Origin of the sequence: Burkholderia sp. NFPP32 (assembly GCF_900119325.1) — a bacterium.
GTDB classification, from domain to species: Bacteria; Pseudomonadota; Gammaproteobacteria; order Burkholderiales; family Burkholderiaceae; genus Burkholderia; species Burkholderia pyrrocinia_C.
Map to the genome: position 1 here is coordinate 141,885 of NZ_FPJP01000003.1, position 21,844 is coordinate 163,728.

Annotated in this window: 23 protein-coding genes; 7 read left to right on the plus strand and 16 right to left on the minus strand. The window is 67.2% G+C overall.

Annotation, left to right across the window (positions count from 1 at the left end; genetic code table 11):
- The first annotated feature begins 147 nt into the window (after nt 1–147).
- On the plus strand, nt 148–438 hold the full coding sequence (locus tag BT264_RS07645) for a co-chaperone GroES (RefSeq protein WP_072442269.1): 291 nt from the start codon (nt 148–150) through the stop codon (nt 436–438).
- A gap of 12 nt (nt 439–450) precedes the next feature.
- Nucleotides 451–2,091, plus strand: coding sequence for a chaperonin GroEL (groL, locus tag BT264_RS07650; protein WP_072442270.1), 1,641 nt, complete (start codon nt 451–453; stop codon nt 2,089–2,091).
- A 155-nt stretch (nt 2,092–2,246) separates the two neighbouring features.
- Here groL and BT264_RS07655 read toward each other — a convergent pair whose 3' ends face one another.
- Nucleotides 2,247–3,395, minus strand: coding sequence for a porin (locus BT264_RS07655; protein WP_072442271.1), 1,149 nt, complete (start codon nt 3,393–3,395; stop codon nt 2,247–2,249).
- A gap of 764 nt (nt 3,396–4,159) precedes the next feature.
- Here BT264_RS07655 and BT264_RS07665 point away from each other — a divergent pair.
- From BT264_RS07665 to BT264_RS07680, 4 genes are all read left to right on the plus strand, one after another.
- The gene (locus BT264_RS07665; protein ID WP_072442273.1) at nt 4,160–4,531 is read left to right on the plus strand and encodes a DUF6697 family protein; all 372 of its coding nucleotides are present in this window, start codon (nt 4,160–4,162) and stop codon (nt 4,529–4,531) included.
- A gap of 58 nt (nt 4,532–4,589) precedes the next feature.
- Entirely contained in the window at nt 4,590–4,808 is a 219-nt protein-coding gene (locus BT264_RS07670; protein ID WP_239483244.1) for a hypothetical protein, read from the plus strand.
- A gap of 139 nt (nt 4,809–4,947) precedes the next feature.
- Entirely contained in the window at nt 4,948–5,469 is a 522-nt protein-coding gene (locus BT264_RS07675; protein ID WP_083533933.1) for a PTS sugar transporter subunit IIA, read from the plus strand.
- 48 nt (nt 5,470–5,517) lie between these two features.
- Nucleotides 5,518–6,411, plus strand: a complete 894-nt coding sequence (locus BT264_RS07680; RefSeq protein ID WP_072442275.1) for an amino acid kinase family protein — start codon at nt 5,518–5,520, stop codon at nt 6,409–6,411.
- A 64-nt stretch (nt 6,412–6,475) separates the two neighbouring features.
- Here BT264_RS07680 and BT264_RS07685 read toward each other — a convergent pair whose 3' ends face one another.
- The 12 genes from BT264_RS07685 to BT264_RS07745 form a co-directional block, all read right to left on the minus strand.
- Nucleotides 6,476–8,488, minus strand: coding sequence for a family 2A encapsulin nanocompartment cargo protein cysteine desulfurase (locus tag BT264_RS07685; protein ID WP_072442276.1), 2,013 nt, complete (start codon nt 8,486–8,488; stop codon nt 6,476–6,478).
- Nucleotides 8,463–9,395 carry a family 2A encapsulin nanocompartment shell protein gene (locus BT264_RS07690; RefSeq protein ID WP_006479760.1) on the minus strand — a complete coding sequence of 311 codons (933 nt, stop codon included), beginning with the start codon at nt 9,393–9,395 and terminating at the stop codon, nt 8,463–8,465. Before BT264_RS07690 ends, BT264_RS07685 begins: the two co-directional genes overlap by 26 nt.
- Nucleotides 9,396–9,531: 136 nt before the next feature.
- Nucleotides 9,532–9,753 carry a helix-turn-helix domain-containing protein gene (locus tag BT264_RS07695; RefSeq protein WP_034182019.1) on the minus strand — a complete coding sequence of 74 codons (222 nt, stop codon included), beginning with the start codon at nt 9,751–9,753 and terminating at the stop codon, nt 9,532–9,534.
- 8 nt (nt 9,754–9,761) lie between these two features.
- The gene (gene epsC, locus BT264_RS07700) at nt 9,762–10,700 is read right to left on the minus strand and encodes a serine O-acetyltransferase EpsC (protein WP_072442277.1); all 939 of its coding nucleotides are present in this window, start codon (nt 10,698–10,700) and stop codon (nt 9,762–9,764) included.
- Between the two features lie 28 nt (nt 10,701–10,728).
- Nucleotides 10,729–11,199, minus strand: coding sequence for a rhodanese-like domain-containing protein (locus tag BT264_RS07705; protein WP_072442278.1), 471 nt, complete (start codon nt 11,197–11,199; stop codon nt 10,729–10,731).
- A gap of 439 nt (nt 11,200–11,638) precedes the next feature.
- A complete protein-coding gene (locus BT264_RS07710; RefSeq protein ID WP_072442279.1) occupies nt 11,639–13,039 on the minus strand; it encodes an amidase family protein in 1,401 nt (466 codons plus the stop codon).
- 74 nt (nt 13,040–13,113) lie between these two features.
- Nucleotides 13,114–13,905 (minus strand): alpha/beta fold hydrolase, encoded by a 792-nt coding sequence (locus BT264_RS07715; RefSeq protein WP_072442302.1) that lies wholly within the window; start codon nt 13,903–13,905, stop codon nt 13,114–13,116.
- Between the two features lie 88 nt (nt 13,906–13,993).
- A complete protein-coding gene (locus BT264_RS07720; RefSeq protein WP_072442280.1) occupies nt 13,994–14,320 on the minus strand; it encodes a DUF4148 domain-containing protein in 327 nt (108 codons plus the stop codon).
- 278 nt (nt 14,321–14,598) lie between these two features.
- Complete coding sequence (locus tag BT264_RS07725) at nt 14,599–15,135, minus strand: cytochrome P460 family protein (protein WP_072442281.1); 537 nt, start codon at nt 15,133–15,135, stop codon at nt 14,599–14,601.
- A complete protein-coding gene (locus BT264_RS07730; RefSeq protein WP_072442282.1) occupies nt 15,135–16,178 on the minus strand; it encodes an alpha/beta fold hydrolase in 1,044 nt (347 codons plus the stop codon). The genes BT264_RS07725 and BT264_RS07730 overlap by 1 nt, the downstream gene beginning before the upstream one ends.
- 320 nt (nt 16,179–16,498) lie before the next feature.
- The gene (locus BT264_RS07740) at nt 16,499–17,776 is read right to left on the minus strand and encodes an epoxide hydrolase family protein (RefSeq protein WP_072442284.1); all 1,278 of its coding nucleotides are present in this window, start codon (nt 17,774–17,776) and stop codon (nt 16,499–16,501) included.
- Nucleotides 17,777–17,978: 202 nt separating this feature from the next.
- On the minus strand, nt 17,979–18,683 hold the full coding sequence (locus BT264_RS07745) for an SDR family oxidoreductase (protein WP_072442285.1): 705 nt from the start codon (nt 18,681–18,683) through the stop codon (nt 17,979–17,981).
- Between the two features lie 135 nt (nt 18,684–18,818).
- Here BT264_RS07745 and gcvA point away from each other — a divergent pair, with 135 nt between their 5' ends.
- Nucleotides 18,819–19,712, plus strand: coding sequence for a transcriptional regulator GcvA (gcvA, locus tag BT264_RS07750; RefSeq protein ID WP_072442286.1), 894 nt, complete (start codon nt 18,819–18,821; stop codon nt 19,710–19,712).
- A gap of 16 nt (nt 19,713–19,728) precedes the next feature.
- Here the strand turns inward: gcvA and BT264_RS07755 are convergent, their stop codons facing one another.
- From BT264_RS07755 to BT264_RS07765, 3 genes are all read right to left on the minus strand, one after another.
- Complete coding sequence (locus tag BT264_RS07755) at nt 19,729–20,325, minus strand: pyridoxamine 5'-phosphate oxidase family protein (protein ID WP_072442287.1); 597 nt, start codon at nt 20,323–20,325, stop codon at nt 19,729–19,731.
- 94 nt (nt 20,326–20,419) lie between these two features.
- Nucleotides 20,420–20,611: a hypothetical protein gene (locus BT264_RS07760; protein ID WP_083533953.1), complete on the minus strand. Its 192-nt coding sequence runs from the start codon at nt 20,609–20,611 to the stop codon at nt 20,420–20,422.
- A gap of 12 nt (nt 20,612–20,623) precedes the next feature.
- Nucleotides 20,624–21,823 (minus strand): aminotransferase-like domain-containing protein, encoded by a 1,200-nt coding sequence (locus tag BT264_RS07765; RefSeq protein ID WP_072442289.1) that lies wholly within the window; start codon nt 21,821–21,823, stop codon nt 20,624–20,626.
- Nucleotides 21,824–21,844: the final 21 nt, after the last annotated feature.

Sequence of the window (21,844 nt, forward strand, 5' to 3'; positions counted from 1 at the left end):
CCCCGCCCGTCTCCCGTCCATAGCGCATCCGCGCGAATGCTTTTCCGAATCCGTTATTGGATCGCGCCGCCGAGCGTTTTTATACTCGTCAGCACTCTCTCCCAAAGAGTGCCAGCCAATTTCGACAGAACAGCACAGGACGAAAAGATGAGCCTACGCCCCTTGCACGACCGCGTCATCGTGAAGCGACTCGACCAGGAAACCACCACCGCGTCGGGCATCGTGATCCCCGACAGCGCCGCAGAGAAGCCCGACCAGGGCGAAGTGATCGCCGTCGGCCCCGGCCGCAAGGACGCGGACGGCCAGCGCATCGTTCCCGACCTGAACGTGGGCGAGCGCGTGCTGTTCGGCAAGTACGCGGGCCAGGCCGTCAAGGTGGACGGCAATGAATTCCTCGTGCTGCGCGAGGAAGACATCGTCGCGGTCGTCAATCAATAACGGAGCGCAATCATGGCAGCGAAGGAAATCATTTTCAGCGACGTCGCACGTGCGAAGCTGACCGAAGGCGTGAACATTCTCGCGAACGCGGTGAAGGTCACGCTCGGGCCGAAGGGCCGCAACGTGGTGCTCGAACGCAGCTTCGGCGCACCGGTCGTCACGAAGGACGGCGTATCGGTCGCGAAGGAAATCGAACTCGCGGACAAGCTGCAGAACATCGGCGCGCAGCTCGTGAAGGAAGTCGCGTCGCGCACCAGCGACGCAGCCGGCGACGGCACGACGACGGCCACCGTGCTCGCACAGGCGATCGTGCGCGAAGGCCAGAAATACGTCGCGGCCGGGCTCAACCCGCTCGACCTGAAGCGCGGTATCGACAAGGCCGTCGCAGCGGCCGTCGACGAGCTGAAGAAGATCAGCAGGCCGACCACCACGAGCAAGGAAATCGCGCAGGTCGCGACGATCTCCGCGAACGGCGAGGAATCGATCGGCCAGCGCATCGCCGAAGCGATCGACCGCGTCGGCAAGGAAGGCGTGATCACCGTCGAGGACGGCAAGTCGCTCGCCGACGAGCTCGACGTCGTCGAGGGGCTGCAGTTCGATCGCGGCTACCTGTCGCCGTACTTCATCAACAATCCCGACAAGCAGATCGCGGAGATCGAGAACCCGTACATCCTGCTGCACGACAAGAAGATCTCGAACATCCGCGACCTGCTGCCGGTGCTCGAACAGGTCGCGAAGTCGGGCCGGCCGCTGCTGATCATCGCGGAGGACGTCGAAGGCGAAGCGCTCGCGACGCTCGTCGTGAACAACATCCGCGGCATCCTGAAGACCGTTGCCGTCAAGGCGCCGGGCTTCGGCGATCGCCGCAAGGCGCTGCTCGAGGACATCGCGATCCTCACGGGCGGCCAGGTCGTCGCCGAGGAAACGGGCCTGACGCTCGAGAAGGCGACGCTCGCCGAACTCGGCCAGGCGAAGCGCATCGAGGTCGGCAAGGAAAACACGACCGTGATCGACGGCGCGGGCGATGCAAAGAACATCGAGGCGCGCGTGAAGCAGATCCGCGTGCAGATCGACGAAGCGACGTCGGACTACGACCGCGAAAAACTGCAGGAACGCGTCGCGAAGCTCGCGGGCGGCGTCGCGGTGATCAAGGTCGGCGGTGCGACCGAGATCGAGGTGAAGGAAAAGAAGGATCGCGTCGACGACGCGCTGCACGCGACGCGCGCGGCCGTCGAGGAAGGCATCGTGCCGGGCGGCGGTGTCGCGCTGATCCGCGTGCGGCAGGCGATCCGCGAGCTGAGGGGCGTGAACGCCGACCAGGATGCGGGCATCAAGATCGTGCTGCGCGCGCTCGAGGAACCGCTGCGCCAGATCGTCGCGAATGCGGGCGAGGAAGCGAGCGTCGTCGTCGCGAAGGTCGCGGAAGGCTCGGGCAACTTCGGCTACAACGCGCAGACGGGCGAGTACGGCGACCTCGTCGAATCGGGCGTGCTCGATCCGACCAAGGTCACGCGCACGGCGTTGCAGAACGCGGCGTCGGTCGCCGGGCTGCTGCTGACGACCGATGCGACCGTGTTCGAAGCGCCGAAGGATGCGGCGCCGGCCGCGGTGCCGGGCGGCCCGGGCGCGGGCGGGCCGGGGTTCGACTTCTGACGATAGACGCGGCGTGCCGCCCGAACCGGGCGGCGATACGCTCGGGCATGCAACGCGTGGCGACCTCGGTCGCCACGCATTTTTTATGCGCACTGCGGTTGCGGACGCAACGGCGCCTCCGGCCGCGCCGCAACGTGCGAACCGTCTTCAGAACATCAGAACATCTGCCGCAGACCGATCGCCGCCCCAACGTTGTTGGTCCGGCCGATCTGATCGACCTTGCCCGTGAGTCGGTTGGTGGCGCCCGGATAATCGGCGGCGAACGCGCCGTTGCCGCGCGCGAAGTCCACCGTGCCGTAAACCTCGGTGTGCTTCGACAGCGCATATTCGGCCAGCACGGTCGCCGAGTAGTTGATCCCCGAGCCGAGCGTGCCGTCGAGCCGCGCCGCGTTGCGCGCGTGGCCGTAGTAGCCTGCCACCGTGATCAGCAGCGGCGCGGTGGCCTGCCAGTTCGCGCCGACGTAGAACGTATCGTCGATGCGGTTCGGGCTGCCGCCGCTCAGCGCCGGCGCACCGGCCTGCTGCATGTTGAAGTCCGTCGTGCCCGTCTTGTCCTGGCCGTGCAGCCAGCCGGCCAGCAGCCGCACGGACGGCGCGACCTGATACGCGCCGCTCACGTGCACGAAGCTCACCTTCGCGCCGTTGACCGAACTGCCGTTCACGGACGACACGGAAGTCTGCTGATAGCCCGCGTTGATCGACGCGGGCCCGTGTGCATAGGTCAGTTCCACGCCGTACGTGCTGTCGAGCCCCATCGCGCCGGCATGGTTGCCGAAGCCGTAGATCGCGTCGACGCTCAGGCCGCTGTAGGAAAACTTGTACTTCACCGAGTTCGGCACCGTCAGGTAGTTGCCGATGCCGTTGTACGCCCAGCTGTCCTGCCAGTAGTCGCCGACGGTCATCGGGTCGAAGACGTCGCCCATCGTGTCGTACAGCGGCGCGTACTGGTTGCCGAACGTCAGCGAGCCGTAGCGGTCGCTCGACAGGCCGACGTATGCCTGGCGACTGAACAGCGTATTCGCGACGTGCAGCTTGCCGTCGCCGAGCTCGAAGCCGTTCTCGAGGCGGAAGATCGCCGACAGCCCGCCGCCGAGATCCTCGCTGCCGCGCAAGCCCCAGCGGCTGTGCGTTTCCGGGCCGACCGTCATCCCGATCAGGTCCTTGCCGTCCGGGCCGGCATTGGTCTGATACCGGATCGCCGTATCGACGAGGCCATACAACGTGACGGAACTCTGCGCGAACGCGGACGATGCTGCAACGGCAAACACCACGCCGATACCACCGGGAACGACGATGCGTCTCATGAAAGGTCTCCCTGAGCGATTGATTTTGTAAGCAATCCGATGGCACTCGCATCCGGAGGCCCGGCACTGCGATCGGGAGAATAATCGGTCATTTTCCCGGAACCTATTGCCGATTCCGGATTGGACCTTTCCAACGTCGTCAACAATGGCGGTCGCGGCCGCGCGGCTTCCATCGTGTTGCATCGACCGGTCGAGTCCGCACCGGATCGAGGCTGCAAGATGCGCTTCGTGATGCAGCTCGATTCCGGCCTGCCGCAAGCGGACGGCGGCGAATGGCCATCGGGCGGCGGCGCGAACGACACGTTCCGGGGTGCGCCGTGCCGCACCCGTGCGCACCTCCGGCATTGCACGTAGAGGGCGCCTTTACGACCTTTTTACTTGCGGCCGCGTGTGCGTTCACTAGAATGTGTTCGCAATCCACCACCGAGCACGCGACATGCGCATCCGAAGTCCTCGTCCCCCGAGTTGCTTTTCTGCCTGACAGGCAGGGCGCCTGCGTCTCTCTTTCCCGAGCCACCGTCCTGCCGACAGGCGGACGGTGCGCGCCGTAGTCACATCCGCGCACGCTTGAATACGACGTCGATGCGGCAATCGCGCATCGTACGCTCAGGCGTGCTCGCGACGAATCCCCCTGCAACGACGCGCCATCGATCCGCCGCCAAAGCGATGACCGATCGCTTGCCCGCGTCCCGCATGCCGATCCGGTCAAATAATTTTGCATACCTGAGTTCATTCACGGAAATTTCCGATACCGGAGCCCGGACATGTTCGAGATCGACAAGCAGTACACCCGCGAATTCATCCACACCGCATGCGGCGGCAGCAAACAGGCATTCCTGCCGACGAAGAACGGCAAGGTCGTGGCCGCGTGCCTGCGCACGGACCTCAACCCGCACGCACCCGACGTGATCCTCTGCGACGGCAGCGCGTCCGCGCGTGCGGCCGGCAGGACGCTCGCCGCGCAGCGCGATGCGATTCCGGTGTTCATCAAGATGGAAACGGATGCGTTCCGCTTCGTCGGCCAGTACGTCGTCAGCGAATCGCTCACCGCGCCGCTCGACTGCGCGCCTTACGTGCGCAACAGCGGCTTCACGTCCGGACAGATCTCGCGCGTGCTGAAGCTCAGGCGCTGCTGACACGTTTTTACGGCGCATCGCGCGCCCCGTCTCTGTCGTCTTTCAAACAGGAGCAATCATGCTTGGCTTGACGTTCTGGAAACACGTTATCGGCACGCGGGCCGATGCCGTCCGCGAAGACAAGGCAACTGCGCACGACCGGCACCGCCGCCGGTCGAGAGCGCTCGTGCTGACCAGCGCCGCGGTGGCGTTCGCGGCGATCGCGTTCGGCGCGCCGGTCGTCGGCATTTCGGTCTTTCTGCTGACGACTCTGCCGTTCGTCCTGTCGGGCACGTGAAGACGTCCGCATCGGGCGCGCGTCGAGAGCCGCGCCGCAATCGATACGAAATTTTAATACCGGGCCCCCGCGTATCTGACACCGTCTTTACGCGGATGTGTCTAGGATTTCCCTGTCATCACGACACGGAGAGATCCGCATGCAAACGCAGCAGGCCGCCGTCGGCGGCCAACCCGACCTTCCCCACCAACGCGGCGGCTTGCAGCTCGCGGCCCGGCTGGCGGATGCCTGTCCGCCGGACAACATCCTGCTCGACGTGCCGGTCGAAAGCGCAATCCAGTTGTTCGAGCTCGCCGCGCGATACGTCGCGCGCAGCAGCGGAGTTTCCGCGGAACGGATCCGGACCGAACTGGCGAGGCGCGAACGGCTCGGTTCGACCGGCCTCGGCCAGGGCGTCGCGATTCCGCATGCGCGTGTCGACGGGCTCGGCTCGGCCGTCGCGCTGTTCGTTCGCGCGCTGGCCCCGTTCACGTTCAATGCGCCGGACCGCAAGCCCGTGCGCGAATTCATCGTGCTGGTCCTGCCGAAAGAGGACGACCGCGCACACCTCGAACTGCTCGCCGACGCGGCGCGGTGCTTCAGCGAACGCCCGTTCCGGCAGGCGTCGCGCGACGCGCTGACGCCCGGCGAGATTCACAGGCTCATGCAACGCACGCACTGACACCGCGTCGTGCGGCGACAGGCACTTCCCTCATTCTTTCGGATTCCCATGTTCCCAGACCCTGAAAGTCCCGCTCTTACGTCGCGGCGCGTGGCCGGCTTGGCTCGCTCGCTGCCGTTCATGCAGGCCCTGCACGGGCAGACCGTCGTCATCGTCGATGGCGGTGCCGCGCGCGATGCGCGCTTTCGCCACGCGTTCGCGCAGGACGTCGCGCTGCTCGCGCTCACCGGCATTCGTCCTGTCGTCGTCCAGGGCGGGCCGGCCGCGTCCGGCGCGCAGTCCGTCCAGGCCGCACGCGCCGCGATGGCCGACATCAACCACGAGCTGGTGCGCGCGATCGGCAGTCACGGCGTCAAGGCAATCGGCATCGACGGTCACGACGGCGGCCTGGTGGTCGCCGGCGCCGAATCCGATCGCGCGAACACGAGCCCGGTCGCGCAATTCGACGGCACCGCGTTGAACGCGTTTCTCGGGAACGGGCTGGTGCCCGTCGTGATGCCCGTCGCGCCGGACGACACAGGCCAGGATCGCCTGCTGCGCCCGGAACGGGTCGGCAGCCTCTTCGCGCAGCGCACGGGCGCCGTCACGCTGGTGATGATGGTCGAAAGTGCGCTGCTGCGCGAACTCGGCGAACTCGCGGGGCTGTACGGCATCACGGAACTCGAGCAATGGCTCGCCGAGCATCCGGCAGCCGATGCGGCGCCCTGCGTACGGGAGGCACTCGATGCGCTCGCGCACGGCGTGCAGAACGTCCATCTCGCCGATATCGGGCAACCCGAATCGCTGATCGACGAACTGCTGACCGAGGAAGGGTCGGGCGTGGTGTTCTGCCGTCGCGGCAGTACCGACCTGCTGTCGGAAACGCGCCGCTACTTCGCCGATTCCGCGTGCGTGCTGCGCGACGGCTTCAGCGTCGAGCAGAAGCAGGTCGTGCGTTTCTGATCGGCTAGCAGGAAATCGCTTGCGGCAACCCACGAGGGCCGCCGCAAGCGAACGACGTCAGCGGTCAGCGCCGTGTCGCGAGACGCCGCACCACACGGACGAGCGCATCGACCTCATCGCACGTGTTGTAGAACGCGAGCGACGGCCGCACCGTTGCCTCGAGCCCGAAACGCCGCAGGATCGGCTGCGCGCAGTGATGCCCCGAGCGCACCGCGATGCCTTCTTCGTTCAGCGCCTGCCCGACTTCCTCGGTCTCATAGCCCTTCAGCACGAACGACAGCACGCTCGCCTTGTCGCGCGCGGTGCCGACGAGCCGCACGCCCGGCACCGGCGCGAGCACGCTCGTCGCATACGCGAGCAGGTCGTGCTCATAGCGCGCGATGTTCTCGATGCCGACACGGTTGACGTAATCGAGCGCCGCGCCGAGCCCGACCGCATCCGCGATGTTGCCCGTGCCGGCTTCGAAGCGGTTCGGCGGCGGCTGGAACACCGTACGCTCGAACGTCACGTCCGCGATCATGTTGCCGCCGCCCTGCCACGGCGGCATGTCGTCGAGGATCGCGCGCTTGCCGTACACGACGCCGATCCCGGTCGGCCCGTAGATCTTGTGCCCGGAGAACACGAAGAAATCCGCATCGAGCGCCTGCACGTCGACGCGCATGTGCGAGATCGACTGCGCACCGTCGACGAGCGCCTTCGCACCCGCGCGATGCGCGAGCTCGACGATCTCCTTCACCGGCACGACCGTGCCGAGCGCGTTCGACACCTGCGTGACGGACACGATCTTCGTGCGGTCGTTGAGCAGCTTCCGGTATTCGTCGAGCAGCACCTGCCCCGAATCGTCGACCGGAATCACGCGCAGCTTCGCGCCCTTTTGCGCGGCAAGCTGCTGCCACGGCACGATGTTCGCGTGATGCTCGAGATGCGACACGACGATCTCGTCGCCTTCGCCGACGTTCTGCACGCCCCACGTCTTCGCGATCAGGTTGATCGCCTCGGTCGTGCCGCGCACGAACACGATCTCGTCGGGCGACGATGCACCGATGAAGCGCCGCACGGTGTCCCGCGCATGCTCGTAAGCATCCGTCGCGCGACCGGCCAGCGCATGCGCGGCACGGTGGATGTTCGAGTTCTCGTGTGCGTAGAAATGCGCGAGGCGGTCGATCACGGCCTGCGGCTTGTGCGTGGTCGCCGCGTTGTCGAACCAGATCAACTGCTTGCCGTTCACGCGCTCCTGCAGGATCGGGAAATCGCGGCGGATCGCGTTCACGTCGAACGGCGGGTGCGCGCCGCGATGCAGGTTGCCTTGCGGCTCGACCGCATGAGTATCGTCGATGAAGTAGCGCGGCACGTCCGTGCCCGATGCGCGCGAGACAGGCACGTCGCGATGCACGGCGAGCAGATCGCGCAGCGCAGCGTCGCCCGGCAGCCCGAACGCTTCCGGCGACGCGAGGCCGTTCGACGGCACGACGATGTCCTGCGGCGTTGCCTGCCAGCCCTGCAGCGAACCGTCGGTGAAGTAGTACGGCGACGCAGCCGGCGCTGCCTTCACCGCGCCTTCCGATGCCGCTGCGTTCCCCTGCGGCACGCCGAGCGCCGCGCCGCCGACGCGCGGCTCGAGCGCGGGCGCGATCGACACGACGTTGTCCGGCAGCCCGTTCTGCGCGGCCGCATGCGGCGCGAGCGCGGGCACGCGGTTGCCGAGCGACAGCACGTGCGTCGGCGCGGACGGCGCGAGGTTCGTGCCGGGCGCCTTGCCCTGCGGCAACGCAATACCCGGCACGCCGGTGCCGGTGCCGCCGGGCCCCGCGAGCGGCGAGCCGGCCGGCGCCGGGTTGCTCACCGACGCGAGGATCGGCGCGGCGGCCGGCAACGCCGACGGCACACCGCCGACCGCGCCGCTGCCCGCCGACAGCCCGGGCGCGGTGGCCTGCCCGGGCGGCGTCGAGAAGAACTCTGACGCGAGCCGCGCGAGCGTCGCGGGATCGGGCAAGCCGGCCGGCAGCGGCGCGTGCGGCAGCGTGAGCGCGTCGCCGCCGGCCAGGCCGGGATTAACGGTAGGTGTCGGGATAGTCATGGAACTTGGCGATTTCGACGTCATCGAGGACAGCCAGCGCATCCGGCGAATGGACCGCGAGCGAGCAATACAGCGAGATCAGGTACGACGCGATCGCCTGATTGTTGATCCCCATGAAGCGCACCGACAGGCCCGGCCCCTGCTCACCCGCGACGCCCGGCTGATAGAGACCGACGACGCCCTGCCGCTTGTCGCCGACGCGCAGCAGCAGAATCTTGGTCTTGCCGTCCGCGACCGGCACCTTGTCCGACGGGATCAGCGGAATGCCGCGCCACGTGAGGAACTGCGAGCCGAACAGGCTGACCGTCGGCGGCGGCACGCCGCGCCGCGTGCATTCGCGGCCGAACGCGGCAATCGCGAGCGGGTGCGTGAGGAAGAATGCGGGCTCCTTCCACACCTTCGTCAGCAGCTCGTCGAGATCGTCCGGCGTCGGCGCACCCGTCAGCGGGAAGATCCGCTGTTCGTCGGTCACGTTTGCCAGCAGCCCGTAGTCGGGGTTGTTGATCAGCTGGCTTTCCTGCAGCTCCTTGATCGTCTCGATCGTCAGGCGCAGCTGTTCCTTGATCTGGTCGTGAGGACTGCTGTAAAGATCGGAGATCCGCGTATGCACGTCGAGCACCGTGCTCACCGCGTTCAGGAAGTATTCGCGCGGTTGTTCCTCGTACGGCACGAAGGTCTGCGGCAGCACGCTTTCGTCCTCGAGTTGCGTGCATGCGGCACGCACGGCTTCCGGGTTCTTCACCTGGTTCAAGCGGTAGATGCCGGCCTCGACCGGCACCCACTGCAGCAGATGGGTCAGCCAGCGCGGCGTGATCGTGGAAAGCTGGGGGACGGTCTTGGTAGCGTTCGCTAGTTGGCGGGCGGCGTGATCGCTCAGCGCGGCCGTGCCGCTTGCAACGGTCGACATGTGTGGCTCCGGGTTCTTAAGATGAAAAACGGGATTGCTTATGACGCGAGGGGATTATCGGAAGCACGCACCTGCCGGCTCAACATGCTATAGCCGTCATGTCGCGCAACCGAAAGGGAAACGAAACCGTGCGGCCTCAGGTGACGTACGCGCCCGGCAGCAGCATCGAGATCGACACGTCGAACGCGCGCGCGATCTTGTCGGCCGTGACGATCGACGCGATCGCCTCGCCGCGCTCGATCTCGCCGACATACGAGCGGTTCAGCCCCGCATGCTCGGCAAGCTGCTCCTGCGACCACGTGCGCGCTTCGCGCAGCCTGCGCACGTTGGCGCCGAAGTGATGGATGAGGTCGCTCATCGCGCCTCCTAGGCGACACGCGCCGCCGCGCGCGGCGCGGCGTTCGCTTCGCTGCGCAGCACGGCCTGCGTGACGTTCGCGCCTGCCGGCACGTCCTGCGTGAGCCACACGTTGCCGCCGATCACCGCGCCGCGCCCGATCGTCACGCGGCCGAGGATCGTCGCGCCCGCGTAGATCACCACGTCGTCCTCGACGATCGGATGGCGTGCAAGCCCTTTCTCCAGATGGCCGGCCGCATCGCGCGGAAAGCGCTTCGCACCGAGCGTGACGGCCTGGTACACGCGTACGCGCTCGCCGATGATTGCCGTCTCGCCGATCACGACACCCGTGCCGTGGTCGATGAAGAAACCCGCGCCGATGCGCGCGCCCGGATGAATGTCGATGCCCGTTTCCGCATGCGCCTGCTCGGCGATGATCCGTGCGAGCAGCGGCAGGCCGAGCCCGTACAGCTCATGCGCGAGCCGGTGGTGAATCATCGCGAGGATGCCCGGGTAGCACAGCAGCACTTCGTCGACGCTGCCGGCCGCCGGATCGCCGTGAAAAGCAGCGAGCACGTCGCTGTCGAGCAGCCGGCGAATCTCGGGCAGCCGCGCGGCGAACGCCTGCACGGCCGTCGACGCTACCGCGTCGACGTTGTCGATCGGTCCGTCGGCGTTGCGCTGCCGCGCCGCGTAGCGCAATTCGAGCGTTACCTGCGCGAGCAGCGCGTTCAGCGCCGCGTCGAGCGCATGGGCCACATGGAAGTTCTCGCTCTCCTGGCGCAGGTCGGGCGGCCCGAGCCGCATCGGGAACAGCACGCCCTTCAGCGCGCCGACGATCTGCGCGAGCGCCTCGCGCGCCGGCAGGTCGCGCCCGCCCGGCTCGAGCGAGCGACGCTGTTTCTCGCGCCACGCGCGGCGGACGGTCTGCAGCGATTGAACGATATCGTCGATGTCGAATGCGGCCATGCTGACTTCTCCCCTTGTCGGCCGTGAATCAGTCCTGCGCCCACGGCAGGCCGCGAAAGCGCCAGCCGTTGCTGCCGCCGCGATGCTGCCCTTCGTCGAGGTCGCCTTCGAACCCTTCGAGCACGTTGAATACCTGCGTGAAGCCGCCCTTCGTCGCGGCCTCGGCCGCCTGCGCGGACCGGTTGCCGCTGCGGCACAGGAGCAGCACCACCGCGTCCTTGCCGGTCTTCGCTTCCAGTTCGCGCACGAAGCGCGGGTTGCGCGTCAGGCTCGTGCCGGTCGCCCACGGCACATGCAGCGACTCCGGCACGTGGCCGACGAATTTCCGTTCCTCGGCGGTGCGCACGTCCACCAGCAACGCGTCGCCGGCCGAGAACAGCGCCCACGCGGCTTCCGGCGCGACGCCGCCCGCGTAGGGCGTGCCGGCCGCCGCGGCCGCCGCGCGGGCGTCTTCGAGCGCCTGCTGTGCAGCGGTTCGTTCTTCCAATGCAACCGTCATGACATTTCCTCGTTTTCGCAGATTCGTATGATCAAAAAACACCGGGAATGCGGCCGTTGCAGCTTGCGTGCTGTCTATAGCCGTCAGCGCCACTATGCGAGTGCGGCCGGGCAAGCAGAACCAATAAAAATTCATTTCCTAATCAGCGGCGCACGAAATGCAATAGCAGACGCGCGCTATCGCGCTCGGGCTCGCTTGCGGTCGGGAAATGCGGGACGATATGCGGGACGACGACCGTTCGATGTCACGCATCGAAGGGCTTTGAAAGGAACGGCGGGAGACGAGCAACGCGGCGTCAGCGCGTTGTCATGGAATCCGAAATGGCGCGCACGCATCGCCGCGCATGCATGGATAATTCGAAGAAATGCAACCGTCAGGCGACAGGCATCGGCGTGATGCCGAACGGCATCGCCGATGCACTCGCTTGCCTGTCAGTCCATCACCGCACCGGATCGACCGGCGCGACCGGTACGCCGCGCGCTTCGATGTCGCGCCCCGCGAGCAAACAAAGATCCTCGCGATGATGCGCGGCGACCACCTGCACGCCTACCGGCACGCCATTCACGAGCGCCGTCGTCACGGCCAGCCCCGGCAGCCCCATCGCGGGCAGCGCGCGCAGCGTGAGCTGCGCCTCCCACACACGTTCGAACCCGTCCGGCCCCTGCCGGTCGAGATCGTCGGGGAACGGCAGTTCCGACGAAACGGGCAGCAGCACGACCGCATACGCGTCGAGAAACTGCCGCCACTGCCGCGTCAGCGTAGTGCGCCGGACCAGCGCGCGGCTGATCACGTCGGCCGGCAGGTCGCGCACCTTGCCGCGCACCGCGGCGATCACCGCCGCCGCGCCCGGATCGCCGTCGTTCGCGACTGCGCTCGACAATGCGTCGAAACCGTCGCCGAGCCAAAGCTGTTCCTGCAACAGCGCGGCCTCGCGCATCGGCGGCGTATCGTCGATTTCGTCGACGGTCCAGCCCGCATCGACGAGCCGGCGCGCCGCATCGCGCAACGCAGCCTCGACTTCGGGCACGACCTGCAAGCCGCCCGGACGCATGCACAGCGCCGCACGCTTCGGCACGTCGCGCCCGTCGAACGGCACGTGTACGTGCCACGGATCGCGCGGGTCCGGCGCGGCGCACGCACGCAGCGCGAGCGCGAGATCGTCGATCGTGCGTGCGATCGGCCCCGCCGATGACATCAGTTGCGCGCCGATCGCACGTTCGGGCGACGATGCGTTGAACGCCGGCACGCGCCCGAGCGACGGCCGGATTCCGTGCACGCCGCACGCATAGGCCGGATAACGGACCGAACCGCCGATGTCGGTGCCGAGTGCGAGCGGGCCGATCCCGGCGGCAACGGCCGCTGCCGCGCCGCCGCTCGACCCGCCCGGCGTCAGCGACGGATCGCGCGGATTGCGCGTGTGGCCGTGTACAAGATTCGACGTGAACCAGCGCAACGCGAACGTCGGCGAATTGGTGCGGCCGAGCAGGATCGCGCCGGCTTTTCTGAGGTTGCCGACCACCGGGCTGTCGATGCGCGCGATCAGGTTCTCCTGCACGCGCGTGCCGTTGGTCGTCGCGAAATCCGCCTGATCGATGTTGATCTTCACGGTCACGGGCACGCCCGCGAGCGGGCCCGGATCGTCGCCGCATGCGATCGCTCGGTCGACTTCGTCGGCCTGCCGTCGCACATCGTCGGGCCGGTGTTCGATCACCGCGTTGATCGCCGGATTCACCGCGTCGAGACGATCGAGCACGGCGTCCGCCACTTCGCGCGCGGACACTTCGCGCTGCCGCACAAGTTTCGCGAGCTCGGTTGCCGACAGTTGCCAGAGATGCGTCATCACTTCTCCTTGTGGAAGGACATCACAATCACTCGCGGCGCCACGCTTCAACGATAACGTGGCGCCTCATCCGCTTACTGTGCGTCGTGCTTCGCACGTTCCGCGGCCGCGATGATCGCGTCGGCCACGGCCTTCGGCTGGCTCAGCATCGCGACATGGCTGCCGTTCACGTGCGTGACCGTCGCACCGATCCGCTTCGCCATCGCCTCCTGCAGCTTCGGATCGATCATCCGGTCCTGCGTCGCGACGACGAACGTCGACGGCTTTGCATGCCACGCGGCCTGCGCGACCTTCTCCGAAATGCAACCGCCGTACCACGGCCCTTGCGTCGCCGCAACGATGCGCTGCTGCGCGGGCGGCAGGTCCGGCGCGAAATCCTGCGCGATCGCCTTGTCCGACAGCCGCGCGAAGCCGCCCGTGTCCTTGCGCAGTTCACCGGCCCATGCCGGTGCCGGCAGACCTTGCGTGACGTCGGCGATCGACTGGCCGTTGTCGGGCGCGAATGCCGCGACGTAGACGAGCGACTTCACCTTGTCGTCGTTACCCGCATCGCTGATCACGACGCCGGCCCACGAATGACCGACCAGCACGACCGGCCCCTTCTGCTCGTCGATCGTACGCTTCGTTGCGGCCGCATCGTCGGCAAGCGAGCTCAGCGGATTCTGCACCGACACCACGTGCAGCCCGCGTGCTTCGAGCAGTGGAATCACGCGGTTCCAGCTCGAACCGTCGGCGAACGCGCCGTGCACGAGCACGACATTCGTGCCCTTCAGGTCGTCCTTCGGCGCGGCCTGCGCCGCGACCGCACCGAACAGTCCGCCGATCACCGCGGCGGATACCAGAACCCGTTTCATCGAACCGGCCATCGTCATGCTCCTTTCTCTGTTGTGTTGTTACATGAAGTGAAGTGCCGCGGTAGCGGCCGCGCCGGCATGCAGCAGGCGCGGCAACGGATCACGAATGCGCGTACAGGTCGTCGGCGGCGTTCCGCGCGGCGCGCGCCGGTGCCGCGTCGCGATGGCTGGCGGGCGTCGACGCATCGGCCACGTTGTCGCCCTGCGACTTCGACGGGCCGTTCTGGTCGGAACGCGCGACTTGCAGCGCGGCGGCGACATCCTCCGGGTAATGCGGTTCGCTGCGGGCCGGGTTGTAGCCGGCCTGTTCCAGCCGGACGAGTTCGGCGCGCACGTCGGCACGCGACAGGCCATGGCCGGTATCGGCGAACGACAAAGCGGGGACGGCGGCGAGGACGGCAACAGCGAGGATTCGGGCGGCTTTCATGAGTGTTCTCCTTGACGGAAGTTGGGGTGTCGATCACTTGGCATCCGATGCGAACGTCGGGCATCGAACGTTTCCTGCATGTCGACAGTAGAACCCGCCCACGTATCCGGCATGTTTCCGAAACCGGTGCTTTGTGCATGCCATTTTTTCCGGAACGGCCGCAGATACAGTGCGATACAAACCCGCCTGCCGACGTGGTCCCCGACACACACGCACTACAAAAAAAGGCGTGCCTCGCACGGCACGCCTTTCCGTCAAACCCGTCGCTTCGTGTCACGTCACGGCGCGAGCCGTGTGAACACGTAGTCATGATTCTTCACAAGCGCCTGGTGACACGCGAAACACGTCTGATGCTGGCCGATATCGGCCGGCACACCGTTGATGAAGCGCCCGAAACCCCAGCCGCCCGTCGACGCATAACGACGCGAGTCCTTCACCATCACCTGCACGGTCGTCGCCTGGCCCGGCACCGTCGCCGGCGCGAACTCGTCGGACTGCTTGCGCTTGTATGCGAGCTTCACGAGGATCGTGCCGTCCGGAAACGGCAGCGTCGCCTGTTCGAGCGCGCGGATCGCGACGGGGTTGCCGAGCACCACGCGCAGCTCGTCGAGCGGCGCGGCCTCTTCGGCCGGCGCAACCATTTCCCATTTCCGGTAGCCGGGCGGGATCGTCACGCCGTAGATCGGCGACGCGGCCGGTTTCGGCTGTTCCGCGAACGCGGCCGGACCGCTCGCCGACAGCGAGCCGGCCAGCAACGCGCCCGCGACGAGCGCGCGGCCCATGCCGCGACGCCGGATGCCACTGCGAGCCCGCATCACAGATGCTCCACTTGCAGGATCGCGTCGGCGAACGCCTGCGGCGCTTCCTGCGGCAGGTTGTGGCCGATGCCGCCGTTGATCGTCCGGTGCTGGTACTTGCCCGTGAATTTCTTCGCGTACGCGGCCGGGTCCGGATGCGGCGCGCCGTTCGCGTCGCCTTCCATCGTGATCGTCGGCACGGCAATCGCGGGCCCGGCGGCGAGACGCCGCTCGATGTCGTCGTATTGCGCTTCGCCCTTCGCGAGCCCGAGGCGCCAGCGATAGTTGTGGATCACGACGGCCACGTGGTCGGGGTTCTGGAACGACGCAGCCGAGCGCGCATAGGTTTCGTCGGAGAACTGCCACTTCGGCGACGCGAGCTGCCAGATCAGCTTGTTGAACGCGTCGCGGTTCGCCGCGTAGCCGAGCTCGCCGCGCTCGGTCGTGAAGTAGAACTGATACCACCACTGGAATTCGGCCTGCGGCGGCAGCGGCTTGCGGTTCGCCTCCTGGCTGCCGATCAGGTAGCCGCTCACCGACACCAGCGCCTTCACGCGCTGCGGCCACAGCGCCGCGATGATGTCGGCCGTGCGCGCGCCCCAGTCGTAGCCGCCGAACACCGCGCGGTCGATCTTCAGCGCATCCATCAGCGCGACGATGTCGACGGCCGTCACCGCCTGCTGGCCGTTGCGCACCGTGTCGGCCGAGCGGAACGTCGTCGACCCGTAGCCGCGCAGGTACGGCACGATCACGCGATAGCCGGCCGCGACCAGCAGCGGCGCGACTTCCGCGTAACTGTAGATGTCGTACGGCCAGCCGTGCAGCAGGAACACGACCGGGCCCTTCTTCGGCCCGAGGTCCGCATACCCGACGTTGAGCACGCCCGCGTCGATCTGATGGATCGTACCCAGCGACGCAACGCCGGCCGCGCGCTTCGCCGTCGATGCATCGGGCGCCGACTGCGCGCGCGCCAGGTTGCCGAACCCGAGGTCGGCGAGGCTCAGGCCCGCAAGCGCCGTACCCAGGATCAGGCGGCGGCGGGTGTTCACGGTATCAGGCATGACTCGTTCTCCATTGTCGATCGTCAAGGAAGGGGCCCGCGGCACGTGCGGGCGCTCCGGTATCACCGTTCGCAGCGGCGGCGCATGGCACCGCGCGGCCGTGTGAAACGCTTCACCGGTTTTATATCCGAACCATCGGGATGCTTTGTATCGCAACGTATCTGTGTGCGAACACGACACACAGCGATTCAAAAAACGTTGGGGAAACGACGGTTTTCTGCAGGCCGCGCGGCTGATCGGCTCGGCTCGACACAGTCGACAGAACGAAAACAAGCGCGAGCCGCAAGCAAGCCAGCCCGCACCCACCGCTCAACCCACCCTTACCCGCGCCGCAACGGCCGGAACCCGGCACGCACTTCGCGAGCAAACAGTTCCGGCTCCTCCCATGCCGCGAAATGCCCGCCCTTGTCGACTTCGTTGAAGTAGATCAGGTTGCGATAACTGCGCTCGGCCCAGCTGCGCGGCGCCTGGTAGATCTCGCCCGGAAACACCGTGATCGCCGCCGGCAGCGAGATATCCACCGCATTGAAGTTGTTCGAATGATCCTCCCAGTAGATCTGCGCGGCCGACGTCGCGGTGTTCGTCAGCCAGTACAACGAAATGTCGTCGAGAATCTCGTCACGCGGGATCGAGCGTTCGGGCACGCCGCCGCTGTACGTCCACTGCGAGATCTTGTCGTACATCCACGCGGCCTGACCGGACGGCGAATCGGCGAGCGCATAACCGACCGTCTGCGGACGCGTGACCATCATCGCCGAGTAGCCGCAGTTGTCGCGATAGAACGTCGCGAGCTTCTCGTACGCGGCCCTCTCCTTCGGCGACAGCGAAGCCGGCGCGGGCGAGTCGGTCGCGAGCAGCGCAGCGATGTCCGGCGGTACCGTCGCCGGCATGTTCACGTGAATCCCGGCCAGGCCCTGTACGCGCTGCATCGCCATCCGGTGCGAGATCACCGAGCCGCAGTCGCCGCCCTGCGACACGAAGCGCGTATAGCCGAGCCGCGCCATCAGCTCGCCCCACGCGCGCGCGATGTGGTCGGAACCCCATCCCGTCTGCGTCGGCCGGCCCGAAAAACCGAAGCCCGGCAACGACGGCACGACGACGTGAAACGCATCGTCCGCGCTCGCGCCGTGCGCGGTCGGGTCGGTCAGCGGGCCGATCGCCTTCAGCAGCTCGAAGATCGAACCGGGCCAGCCGTGCGTCATGATCATCGGCATCGCATTCGCGTGCCGCGAGCGCACGTGGATGAAGTGAATGTCGAGCCCGTCGATTTCCGTGATGAACATCGGGAAACCGTTCAGGCGCGCCTCGCCCTTGCGCCAGTCGTAGTCGGTGCCCCAGTAGCGCAGCAGCGCCTGCATGCGCGCGAGCCGCACGCCCTGCGATTCGTCGGCGACGGTCTCGCGGCCCGGCCAGCGCGTCGCCGCAATGCGGCGGCGCAGGTCGGCCACGGCTTCATCGGGAATGTGCGCGGTGAACGGGCGTATGCCGCTGCCGCCGGTCGCGGCATGCAGCGCGGTGGGTAGCATCGCCGATACCCCGGCGGCCACGGAAGTGGCCAGCAGGTGGCGACGCATCGGGGAAAACGGTGTGGAAGACATCGTTCGGCATCTCCTTTCGTGAAGTGGAAAGTGAACATGCCGCGCGCCCGCTCGCGCCCTGGCTTTCAATCCGGCGCGCCCTGGTCACGCGGCGTCGCCCATTTGAAAGGTCTGATGTATCCGGGAGTTGTCTGATTTGTACGCGTTTGTAGCCGCTGCGCGGCGAGCGAGCGGCCCGCGCGGCCGCTCGCCGATACGATGCTCAGAGCGCGTTGACGATCGCGCCGTCGACGCGAATGTTCTGCCCTGTGATATAGCCCGCGCCGTCCGACAGCAGGAACGCGACCGTCTTCGCGATCTCGCCGGTCTTGCCGAAGCGGCCGGCCGGAATGCGCGCGACGATCTCGGGCGTTTCCGGCCAGCTGTCGATGAAGCCCGGCAGCACCGCGTTCATCCGGATGTTCTCGGCCGCATAGCGTTCCGCGTAGAGACGCGTCCATGCGCTCAGCGCCGCGCGCAGCGCCGACGACACCGGCATCGGCTGCTCCGGCGCGTCCGCCGCGAAGCTCGAGATGTTGACCACCGCGCCGCCGCCCTGTTTCTGGAAGATCGGCGTCACGCGGCGCATCACGCGCACGACGTTCAGCAGGATCAGGTCGAGCCCTGCGTGCCAGTTGTCGTCGGTGATCGCCAGCAGTTCGCCCTTCGGCGGATGACCGGTGTTGTTCACGACCGCGTCGATCCGGCCGTAGCGCGCGACCGCCTCCTGCACGAGCCGGTCGATATCGGCTTCTTCCGTCACCGATCCCTGGATGCCGAACCCGCCCAGTTCCTCGCCGAGCGCCACCGCGCTGCCCGACGGCGACATCAGCGCGACGCGATAGCCCGTGGCTGCCAGTTCGCGCGCGATCGCCGCGCCCATGCCCTTGCCCGCCGCCGTGATCAACGCCACTTTTTCTACAGTCACGATCTGCTCCCTCGCTTGAATCCTGCCGCCGCGCAGCCGCCATTCGGCGCGCCATGGTGGTAATGTAGGCGCATCGCAGACGACTGTCGAACCAGTATTTCTGCCTCCAGACGATAGTTTTTCTACATCCTGACAATGCTGCCCCGCCCTTCCCGCCTGCCGCCGCTGAATGCGCTTCGCGCGTTCGAAGTGTCCGCGCGGCACCTCAATTTCCGCGCCGCGGCCGACGAGATCGGCGTCACGCAAGGCGCCGTCGCGCAACAGGTGCGCCACCTCGAGGACGTGCTCGGCCTGAAGCTGTTCGAGCGCCTGCCGCGCGGCCTCGCGCTGACGCACGACGGCGCCGCGTATTTCTCCGACGTGCAGCGCGCGCTGCACGCGATCGCCGATGCAACCGACAAGCTCGTGAAGCGGCGCGCGGCGCTGACGATCAGCACGACGCCGTCGTTCGCGTCGAAGTGGCTGATCCCGCGGCTCGCGCAGTTCACCGACGCGCATCCCGACTACGACGTGCGCGTGATCGCCGACCAGCAGCTCGCGACGTTCCGCCACGACGGCGTCGATCTCGCGATCCGCTACGGCAAGCCGCCGTTCGGCAAGCATCTCGCCGCGCATGCACTGTTCCCGCTCGATGTGTGCGCCGTATGCAGCCCCGCGCTGCTGGCCGCACCCGCGTCGCCGCGCGCACTCGCCGGCCACGTGCTGCTGCACGACGCGCACGACCTGTGGCCCGAGTTCATTGAAGCGATGCCCGAGCCGGTCGATATCGATCCGCACAAGGGGCTGCGCTTCAACCAGACGTCGCTCGCGATCGATGCGGCCGTCGCCGGCCAGGGCATCGCGCTCGCGACCGATCCTTTGGTCGAACGCGATATCGCAGCAGGCCGGCTGTGCAAGCCGTTCGATTTCGCGTTTCCGCTGTCGGTGGGGTTCTATCTCGTGTATCCGGCCGAGCGCCGCGACGACGATGCGATCGTGATGATGCGCGACTGGATGATCGGGCAGGCGGTGGCGGACGAGCGGCCTTGAGCGGCCATCGCCCGGATCAGGGGGCGATCCAGCGGCCTTCGTAGCCGCTTTCTTGCAGATCGAATACCGCTCGGCGATTGCCCGCGCGCGCGAGTTCGAGCCAATCGATCCGCGTTACCGTCATGTGGATCACGCAAAAGTTTTCGTAGCCGTCGCCGGACGGCGCGGTGTCTTGCCTCGCCGAGACATGCGCTGCTTCTGGCGACTCGACCGGCGTGCCGGGCGGCAACGGTGCGCGATACAGCAGCAGCGTATGCGGGCGGCTCGATTGCCAGATCGCGCGCCGCTGCGCTTCGTCGTCGCAGATCGACGCAACGCCTTCCGCGCGAATCTGCACGAGCGCATCGAGATCGCTCGCGACAATCGCGATACGCGGATCGCGGCGCAGCTCCGCGACCTTCTGCGAACGCGCATCGGTATGAAACGACAGCACGCGATCGGCGCGGCTCGCCTGGCGCAGCACGATCGTCCGCACCTTCGGCGCGCCATCGAGGCCGAGCGTTGCCGCCTGCAGCATCGTGAACGGCGAGCGCTGCACGCCGACGCCGGATTCGAGGCAGGACCACAGGCGGTCGTACGTTTGCGCGAGCGATTCGGAAGTCGAGTCGGACATGACGGGCGGCGATCGGACGTGTTTCGATCGCGCAAGCTTAACCGTTTGCTCCGGCCACGGCTCGCGTGCGATGCGGCCGCCGCCTTGGTGCCGCTCAGTTATAGCCGAGCACGACCGGCACCGCATCGCCGACATCGGTCGCCGGCTCCGCGCCGAACCGGCCGAGCACGTCGGCCACATACTGCGGCCCCGCGCTGATCTGCGACGAGCGATGCTTTGCCGGCCGGTTATCGCCGGCGCCAGACGCTGCGTCCATCGATGCCGTTTCGTTGACGGTGATAGTCACGTTCATGTCTCCTCACGCGGCCAGCGCCGCACCATACGCGCGCACGAGGCGCGCGACGCCTTCCCGGATCGCGTCGACGTCCGGCGCGGCGAACGACAGGCGCAGCGATGCCGCGTCGACGTTGTCCGCGAAGAACGCGTTGCCGGGTACGAACACGATCTTGTTTGCGATCGCCTGTTGCAGCAGCACGTCCGACGACACCGCGCCGATCCGCGCCCACACGAACATCCCCCCTTCGGGGCGATGGAATTCGATCGCATCGCCGAAACCGTCGCGCAGCGCGTCGCACATCGCGTCGCATTTGCGCTGGTACGCGGCCGTGATGCGCGGCAGATGGCGTTCGAGCGCGCCGTCGGCCAGATATTCGGCGGCGGCCGCCTGCGTCCACGGCGAGCTGCACAGATCGACCGTCTGCTTCGCGATCACGCAGCGTCGCGCGATTTCGGCCGGCGCGATCGTCCAGCCCACGCGCAGCCCCGGTGCGACGATCTTCGACAGGCTCGCGAAATGCACGATCCAGTCGCGTGCGCCGTCCACTTCATCGGCGAGCGCGAGCATCGACGGCACGGCTTCGCCCGCGAAGCGCAGGTCGCCGTACGGATCGTCCTCGACGATCAGGAAACGGTATTGCGCCGCGAGACGCAGCAGCTTCAGCCGGCGTTCGCGCGTAAGCGTCGCGCCCGTCGGGTTCGCGAAGGTCGGGACGGTATAGAGCAGTTTCGGCTGTGCGATCGCGCCGGACGCGAGTTGTGCTGCGAGACGATCGACATCGAGGCCGTCGCCGTCGACCGGAATCGTGACGATGCGCGCCTGCTGCAGACGCAGCGCCTGCAGCGTCGCCGGGTAAGCCGGCTGTTCGGTCAGCACGACGTCGCCTGGCGACACCATCACGCGCAGCAGCAGGTCGAGACCCTGCTGCGAGCCGGTCGTGACAAGCAGTTCGGCCGGCGCGCACGCGACGCCGCGACGCCCCATCAAGGCGATCAGTTGCTGCTTCAGTTCGGCGAGGCCGTCGGTCGGGCCGTATTGCAGGCAGCGGACGGGCTGCGCGTATGCGCGTTCGGCGGCCGTGTTCAGGCCGTCGACGTCGAACAGGTCGCTGGCCGGATAACCGCCCGCGAACGAAATCATGCCCGGTTCGGACAGGTACTTGAACAACTCGCGGATCGGCGAGCCGGCGGGATTCTGGAATGAGGGCGTGAACGCGTACATGTCGTCGTGAGCAGGATGGCG

Bases quoted from the DNA above. Each gene is read 5' to 3' on its own strand.
- BT264_RS07645 (WP_072442269.1), top strand. From the start codon at position 148: ATGAGCCTACGCCCCTTGCACGACCGCGTCATCGTGAAGCGACTCGAC.
- groL (WP_072442270.1), top strand. From the start codon at position 451: ATGGCAGCGAAGGAAATCATTTTCAGCGACGTCGCACGTGCGAAGCTG.
- BT264_RS07655 (WP_072442271.1), bottom strand. From the start codon at position 3,395: ATGAGACGCATCGTCGTTCCCGGTGGTATCGGCGTGGTGTTTGCCGTT.
- BT264_RS07665 (WP_072442273.1), top strand. From the start codon at position 4,160: ATGTTCGAGATCGACAAGCAGTACACCCGCGAATTCATCCACACCGCA.
- BT264_RS07670 (WP_239483244.1), top strand. From the start codon at position 4,590: ATGCTTGGCTTGACGTTCTGGAAACACGTTATCGGCACGCGGGCCGAT.
- BT264_RS07675 (WP_083533933.1), top strand. From the start codon at position 4,948: ATGCAAACGCAGCAGGCCGCCGTCGGCGGCCAACCCGACCTTCCCCAC.
- BT264_RS07680 (WP_072442275.1), top strand. From the start codon at position 5,518: ATGTTCCCAGACCCTGAAAGTCCCGCTCTTACGTCGCGGCGCGTGGCC.
- BT264_RS07685 (WP_072442276.1), bottom strand. From the start codon at position 8,488: ATGACTATCCCGACACCTACCGTTAATCCCGGCCTGGCCGGCGGCGAC.
- BT264_RS07690 (WP_006479760.1), bottom strand. From the start codon at position 9,395: ATGTCGACCGTTGCAAGCGGCACGGCCGCGCTGAGCGATCACGCCGCC.
- BT264_RS07695 (WP_034182019.1), bottom strand. From the start codon at position 9,753: ATGAGCGACCTCATCCATCACTTCGGCGCCAACGTGCGCAGGCTGCGC.
- epsC (WP_072442277.1), bottom strand. From the start codon at position 10,700: ATGGCCGCATTCGACATCGACGATATCGTTCAATCGCTGCAGACCGTC.
- BT264_RS07705 (WP_072442278.1), bottom strand. From the start codon at position 11,199: ATGACGGTTGCATTGGAAGAACGAACCGCTGCACAGCAGGCGCTCGAA.
- BT264_RS07710 (WP_072442279.1), bottom strand. From the start codon at position 13,039: ATGACGCATCTCTGGCAACTGTCGGCAACCGAGCTCGCGAAACTTGTG.
- BT264_RS07715 (WP_072442302.1), bottom strand. From the start codon at position 13,905: ATGGCCGGTTCGATGAAACGGGTTCTGGTATCCGCCGCGGTGATCGGC.
- BT264_RS07720 (WP_072442280.1), bottom strand. From the start codon at position 14,320: ATGAAAGCCGCCCGAATCCTCGCTGTTGCCGTCCTCGCCGCCGTCCCC.
- BT264_RS07725 (WP_072442281.1), bottom strand. From the start codon at position 15,135: ATGCGGGCTCGCAGTGGCATCCGGCGTCGCGGCATGGGCCGCGCGCTC.
- BT264_RS07730 (WP_072442282.1), bottom strand. From the start codon at position 16,178: ATGCCTGATACCGTGAACACCCGCCGCCGCCTGATCCTGGGTACGGCG.
- BT264_RS07740 (WP_072442284.1), bottom strand. From the start codon at position 17,776: ATGTCTTCCACACCGTTTTCCCCGATGCGTCGCCACCTGCTGGCCACT.
- gcvA (WP_072442286.1), top strand. From the start codon at position 18,819: ATGCTGCCCCGCCCTTCCCGCCTGCCGCCGCTGAATGCGCTTCGCGCG.
- BT264_RS07755 (WP_072442287.1), bottom strand. From the start codon at position 20,325: ATGTCCGACTCGACTTCCGAATCGCTCGCGCAAACGTACGACCGCCTG.
- BT264_RS07765 (WP_072442289.1), bottom strand. From the start codon at position 21,823: ATGTACGCGTTCACGCCCTCATTCCAGAATCCCGCCGGCTCGCCGATC.